Raw genomic sequence first — 4,827 nt, 5'->3', positions numbered from 1 at the left:
CTCGATGCGCCTTCAAACCCGCAGACGCTGGGTACGACGCGGGCAAACGCCTGCCAACTCCCCACATTGCACATTCATGCATAACCATCGTGACGTTGCGCCACGGTGATTAGACACTTTGCACACTGTGCAAGCACATGTGCACACCTACATTTCTACAGTGCACTATGCGCAACGGTGCATAGGTGCATAGGTGCATAGGTGCATAGGTCACTTGTAAAATCACACCTTGTCCATAGTAATTTGTTGCTATTCACAATGCTCTTTTCACTTGGTACATCGCGGTTAATCAGCATTGAACATTTTCGCATTGTGCAATGTGTAAATGTTCAATAGCGCCATGCAATTAGGCGATTATGTGCCGTGTCACTACTCAAATTGTGCATTGTGGAAGGAAAGGCGTTCGATGCTAAAAATCGCTTTGGTCGGTCAAAAAGGTGGCGTGGGTAAAACGGTAATTTCACAGGTGCTGGTCAATGCCGCGCTTGCCAAATCCGAAGACATTAAAGTCCTGCTCATCGAAACCGACGATCAAGGATCATCGGCCACCTACCATCTGCGGGCAACGAACCGTTATCCCGATCTTGGAGCGCGTTTTCACTGCACGGTTTGCACCGATGAAACGGCTCTCGAATCTGGCTTGGCTGAAGCGGACGGCTTTGATTATGTCATTATCGACACGGCAGGCTCACATAAAGAACTGTCAAAATATGTTCTCGGTGATGCCGACAAGGTTATTATTCCTTTTCGGCCAAGTCTGAAGGAGTATGAATCTCAACTGGCAACCTTGCGCCTTTATGAACAGGTCAAAATCAGCCTTGAGGAAAACGGCTTTCCAGCCCCGGCGGTTCGGCTCTTGCTCAATGACTGGTCCGATAAAAAGCGCATGACGGTCGATCAAAGGAATGTTCTGCAAGCGATCTTTGAAGAACCCTATCTGGCCGACTTCTTTGTCCCGTCACGCAATGGCTTCGATACCTTGGACCAAGGCTATGTCATTTATCGCGAATTGCTAGCTGACGATGTAAGAGCGAATCCGCTGGTAAAAAAGGCGCGCATGGAAGAACTGGAAATCGTATCGACCACACTCGCAAGCATCGAGGCCATGCAATGACCGACCTGAAGAAAACGCCACTCACAACCGGCAAGAGCAAGCTGGAAATCCTCCGCAATATTCCCCTGACGCCAGCCTCGCCGGTCACAGAAAGCGCAGTAGCGAAACAGCAGCCTGCCGCGCCAGTCACGCCTATAGCACCTAATACCGAAAAGCCGTCTCCTGTTGGTGCGCCGGACAGAAGCGCTCATTTGCCGGTTGCGGCGAAAACCACTCCGAAAGGCATGGGAGGCTTTGTCGCCCATCAGTTTACTTTTGCCTTCAGCGAAGACAGCCAGGAACTGGCCGTATCTTTGGCCGGTCGCATAGGTTGCAAGCTGGAAGATATTATAACGCTCATTGCCAAGCGATTTGACGGGTCGGCGCTCGATCTGAACATATCGACCATCAAGCCTCGCGTCGGTGCTCAAAAACGCATTGTGGTAAAGGTCGATCAGGAAGACATTGCCGACCTGCGGAGGCTGCGTGATCCTCTTAACGTGCGCTCTGATGGAACTTTGCTCCGAGCACCAGTTATTGCGGCGCTGGATGCGATTGCAACAGATGTTTTAAACGAATTGAAGGAACAATATTTTGCTTAAGAAAATTACCATGTGCGGTGCATTATTGGTAAGCACGGCCTTCGCCTCCTCCGGCTCCGCCGCTACATGGAAAGAAACCAACGACAAGGGACTGGTCGTCTATAGGGTCGGCAACGGCTCGACCGGACAGATTACCCTTGTGTGCGATCCTGATAATCTGTGGGCCGACAGCAACAAGCAAAGCTCGCAATTCTACCTTTTCACCACACTGCACAATGAGCAACTTGCAGGCCCGACCATCACCATTAAGGCCAATGACTATAACGCCGCTTTTCCTTACGTGGGCGGCTCAATCGTTGCAGATGGCAGTTGGAATAAGCTCATTGAAGCTTTATCGAAACCCGGTCCGGTGACGATAGCAGTCGGGACGAAGAAATTCAGCCTCACACTCGACAAGCCGCTCAAGTCCAAGTGCCTGAAACCGGAGCGAAGCTAAGAACCTGATATCATTATGTTCATTTTGATTCAGGCTCTAACAGATTTGCATTGGAAGTGCGGTCTGTTTTGCTTATCGGGTGATCTATTGTTATGGCTCATCGGCTCGCAGCAAAGCATCGATGACCTGCCAATAAGGGATACCCCCCATAGAATCTGATTTTGCCTGCAATTGATCGAGCACACGCTGTGGTCCAGTCACAGTGATTTTGCCCTGTGGTTCCGTGCGCTTGGGTCCCGGCCTGCGGGGCCGATTGACAATGGGGGTACTAGTAGGTTGTCTAGACAGAAAACCAAGCCCCTGCCCTACTTCCAGAGCGGCGGCCACATCAACTGCTGTGCTGCTCGGCGTATCAGCCTTCGCCGTAGGCAATCGAAGTTTTTTAAGCTCGGTCGGTGATGAAGCAGATTTCTCGTCGTTATCTCCAAAACCGTAGCTCATGGGGTCAGTTCCGCCCCCAGCCGGAACTGACCCCTTTAGAGCATAATCCGACCGGAGTGAAACGAGGATCGATAAGATTATGCTCGATATATAGAAGCTTAGAGCGCCGATCTGATTCATTCAGATCGAAACGCGCTCTAATAAATTTGGCGTTTATCCAATTCGTATAAGCTGGATAAGCGTTCCGCAGCCTTTTTTGCCTCATAAAGCGTATCTGAACAAGTCGATGAACTTGACATCATCACATCAAACCCAAGAGGTGAAGGGATGCGGAATACGGTAAATCTGCCTCTTTCAAATTTTGGATCCACCTCATTTTGAATCATCCGACTTAGCTCGTCGGCAGTCTTAAGTTCTTTTTTCAACAGACTGTCCCTCTCAGCTCTACGACCCTTCCATTTGGTCAATCAAGGCGTTAACCGCTTTTTCGAACCCTTCGCCTTGCACCCATCCATATCGGTCGCAAAGGTCAAGGAATCTGTCTCTGGCCTCGATCGTCACCTTGAGGTTCAACTGCGCATTCCGGCCTGTGCGGTAACGCCGGTCGTGACGCACCTCCCCTACCCGGCTTTGAACAGGCGCTTGCCGACTGACAAACCCCTGACTTTGGGCAAGACTTGCCGTTGCCACCGTGTCAGATTTGACGACAGGTTTTGGTTTCCAGTTAGCGAGAATGTCGCTGTCATCATCCAATGAAAGTTTACTGCGCTCCTTGCTCATTACGCTGCAACTCCTTCAATCTCGGCGGCCTTGAGACAGCCAATCACCTCTTTCATGTAAGCGGTCGCATTCTCGATAGCCTTATCAAGATTGCTCACTTGATTTGGATCAAGATCGCGTAGCGTGCCGCCATAATCGGTCAAGTCGCCATAGGCAGCTCTTTGCACGATCTGAGTATCAAAGGCACTCACATTGAGTTCTTCGATCTGGGACATTACATTTTTGAGCGCTCTGGTGGGCACGGCTGCACTGGTTCTGGTGTATAGAACCAGATGTGCGATCTTGCGACGGCTGACTTTCTCCTGCTGACGAATGAGCCTAACCGTTTTGATTGCGCCCTTGGCGTCCATCTTCGATCCCTGCACGGGGATTACAACCAGATCGGACAAGCCAATAGCGTAGGCAATCATCAAATTGGCAGTGCCTTCGAGATCGACAATGACGAAGGGGTATTTGCTCGCGCAATCATCTATCAATTCCACGATATTATCTTCGGTCGCCTCTGAAAACACATCAACGTTGTCTGGCTTACCGGGCAACATCGACCATTCTGTAATCCACTTCTCTGGATCCCCGTCAATGATGGCAACCTTATCGGCCAGCGTTGCAAGTTCGGTTGCCAATAGCAGCGCTGACGTTGTTTTGCCTGCCCCACCTTTCGGTGTGGCGAATGAGATTACCGACATATCTATATCCCTCGATCTGGATGACAGAGCCAAAGCTATCTGATAGCTACCAAGTAGTATACTACCAGAAAGCTACCAGATACTTAACAGATTCCCGATACCTTTTAGGTAGTTGATAGCTATCCGATACCTTCTTTCTACCCGCCAACTATCGGCTATCTATCTGGTAGCGCGTAGTAAATTCGGCTTCTCGTGCTATGAACCGATACCCGTGTCGCCCCGGTGTTTTGGGAAGAGCGCCGGGGCTTCTTCGCCGGTTCAATTCCACCATCCCCCATCATAGTCGCGCCAATATGCACCGGTGATTTCATGTTTGATGCTAACATCTTCGGCAAAGCAATTGCGCCAGTCTGCTAAACGATGAACCTCGGTGAGTAGCTCCTCGATCTGTTCTTTCAGATCCGCATCGTCTTTGTAGGTGATGGTGAGGCCGTATTCACAGTCTCCGAGCTTTCGGCCTGAAAACTCTCGCTGAACCAGAGATTCAATATCTTCGTGTACCCGCTTTTTACCACGTACGAATTTGCTGTTATTTTCGACCAGGGCCCACAGACGGACGGGAACCGTCTGAACATCTGGCAGGGCAGGTGAGACAATCTTTGCTGTGCGCAGCCTTGCCTGCTGAACGGCCCGGCTGATTGTCGTGCGACTGCATTCAAGCGTCCGTTGAACGGTCGCCCATGAATTGCCGCTGGCAAGCATCCGATTGATGGCATCGTACCGGGTCTGGTCAGCTTTGCGGCCCTGATATTTCCCTGCTGCCTTGGCCGTGGCAATGCCCTGCCTCTGCCGCTCGCGGCGCTGTTCATAATCCCGCCGCGCAATTGCCGCCAGCATATCCAGAAGCAT

General features: G+C 50.9%; 7 protein-coding genes and 1 pseudogene. 3 read left to right on the top strand and 5 right to left on the bottom strand.

The genetic code is table 11. The features are described from left to right. Nucleotides 1-406 precede the first annotated feature (406 nt). The 3 genes from ACTJKP_RS25345 to ACTJKP_RS25335 are packed head-to-tail and all read left to right on the top strand — an operon-like array spanning nt 407 to nt 2,131. Nucleotides 407-1,114: a ParA family protein gene (locus tag ACTJKP_RS25345; RefSeq protein ID WP_440632648.1), complete on the top strand. Its 708-nt coding sequence runs from the start codon at nt 407-409 to the stop codon at nt 1,112-1,114. Next, nucleotides 1,111-1,695, top strand: a complete 585-nt coding sequence (locus ACTJKP_RS25340) for a hypothetical protein (protein WP_440632647.1) — start codon at nt 1,111-1,113, stop codon at nt 1,693-1,695. Before ACTJKP_RS25345 ends, ACTJKP_RS25340 begins: the two co-directional genes overlap by 4 nt. Then, the gene (locus ACTJKP_RS25335; protein ID WP_440632646.1) at nt 1,688-2,131 is read left to right on the top strand and encodes a hypothetical protein; all 444 of its coding nucleotides are present in this window, start codon (nt 1,688-1,690) and stop codon (nt 2,129-2,131) included. The genes ACTJKP_RS25340 and ACTJKP_RS25335 overlap by 8 nt, the downstream gene beginning before the upstream one ends. Before the next feature lie 90 nt (nt 2,132-2,221). Here ACTJKP_RS25335 and ACTJKP_RS25330 read toward each other — a convergent pair whose 3' ends face one another. From ACTJKP_RS25330 to ACTJKP_RS25310, 5 genes and pseudogenes are all read right to left on the bottom strand, one after another. Then, the gene (locus ACTJKP_RS25330; RefSeq protein WP_440632645.1) at nt 2,222-2,572 is read right to left on the bottom strand and encodes a hypothetical protein; all 351 of its coding nucleotides are present in this window, start codon (nt 2,570-2,572) and stop codon (nt 2,222-2,224) included. Nucleotides 2,573-2,709: 137 nt separating this feature from the next. Continuing rightward, nucleotides 2,710-2,937, bottom strand: a complete 228-nt coding sequence (locus ACTJKP_RS25325) for a hypothetical protein (RefSeq protein ID WP_440632644.1) — start codon at nt 2,935-2,937, stop codon at nt 2,710-2,712. Between the two features lie 19 nt (nt 2,938-2,956). Then, nucleotides 2,957-3,292 carry a stability/partitioning determinant gene (locus tag ACTJKP_RS25320; RefSeq protein WP_440632643.1) on the bottom strand — a complete coding sequence of 112 codons (336 nt, stop codon included), beginning with the start codon at nt 3,290-3,292 and terminating at the stop codon, nt 2,957-2,959. Beyond that, entirely contained in the window at nt 3,292-3,978 is a 687-nt protein-coding gene (locus ACTJKP_RS25315; RefSeq protein WP_440632642.1) for an AAA family ATPase, read from the bottom strand. The genes ACTJKP_RS25320 and ACTJKP_RS25315 overlap by 1 nt, the downstream gene beginning before the upstream one ends. 258 nt (nt 3,979-4,236) lie before the next feature. Next, nucleotides 4,237-4,827: pseudogene (locus ACTJKP_RS25310) on the bottom strand (hypothetical protein); the annotation flags it as partial.

The organism is Brucella sp. 22210 (assembly GCF_052045675.1).
In the GTDB taxonomy this organism is placed as follows: Bacteria; Pseudomonadota; Alphaproteobacteria; order Rhizobiales; family Rhizobiaceae; genus Brucella.
The sequence above is the reverse complement of the archived record's forward strand: the minus strand, read 5'-3'. Positions and strand labels throughout refer to the sequence as shown.

Coding starts and splice junctions, on each gene's coding strand:
- ACTJKP_RS25345 (WP_440632648.1), top strand. CDS start 407: ATGCTAAAAATCGCTTTGGTCGGTCAAAAAGGTGGCGTGGGTAAAACG.
- ACTJKP_RS25340 (WP_440632647.1), top strand. CDS start 1,111: ATGACCGACCTGAAGAAAACGCCACTCACAACCGGCAAGAGCAAGCTG.
- ACTJKP_RS25330 (WP_440632645.1), bottom strand. CDS start 2,572: ATGAGCTACGGTTTTGGAGATAACGACGAGAAATCTGCTTCATCACCG.
- ACTJKP_RS25320 (WP_440632643.1), bottom strand. CDS start 3,292: ATGAGCAAGGAGCGCAGTAAACTTTCATTGGATGATGACAGCGACATT.
- ACTJKP_RS25315 (WP_440632642.1), bottom strand. CDS start 3,978: ATGTCGGTAATCTCATTCGCCACACCGAAAGGTGGGGCAGGCAAAACA.